The organism is Jeotgalibacillus marinus, from assembly GCF_040801915.1.
Classification (GTDB): domain Bacteria; phylum Bacillota; class Bacilli; order Bacillales; family Jeotgalibacillaceae; genus Jeotgalibacillus; species Jeotgalibacillus marinus.
In genome coordinates, this window is the sequence record NZ_JBFMIA010000079.1 from 1 (window position 1) to 563 (window position 563).

Here is a 563-nt window from a genome sequence, read left to right on the forward strand (position 1 = left end):
TGCCTGTCACGCAGGAGATCGCCGGTTCGATCCCGGTCGGGACCGCCATTTTTTAAAAAAGTTAAATGATTTTGACGGTTATGAGAAGCAAGAAGATCGAAGAAGTAAATCGATGAACACCGGATCGCACTTGCGTGCGTGAGGATGTGAAGAGATTCACCGCTTATCATAAGCCGAATAACTTTGAAAATTATATTTTTGAGGGTTATGAGAAGCAAGAAGGTCAAGGAAGTGAATCGATGAACACTGGATCGTACTTAAGTACGTGAGGGTGTGAAGAGATGAAACTGACGAAGAGATTCGCCGCTTATCATAAACCGAATATCAAGGCTTTGTAGCTCAGTTGGTAGAGCAATGGACTGAAAATCCATGTGTCGGCGGTTCGATTCCGTCCAAAGCCACCATTCCTATGGCGGTTGTGGCGAAGTGGTTAACGCACCTGATTGTGGTTCAGGCATTCGTGGGTTCGATTCCCATCAGTCGCCCCATTTTTATAATTTAATCCTAAGCGGGTGTAGTTTAGTGGTAAAACCTCAGCCTTCCAAGCTGATGTCGTGAGTTCG

2 tRNA genes are annotated in these 563 nt (G+C 45.5%); both read left to right on the top strand.

The window, feature by feature from the left end:
* Nucleotides 1–328 precede the first annotated feature (328 nt).
* A tRNA-Phe gene (locus AB1471_RS17030) sits at nucleotides 329–404 on the top strand.
* 8 nt (nucleotides 405–412) lie between these two features.
* Nucleotides 413–488, top strand: a tRNA-His gene (locus AB1471_RS17035).
* Nucleotides 489–563 lie beyond the last annotated feature (75 nt).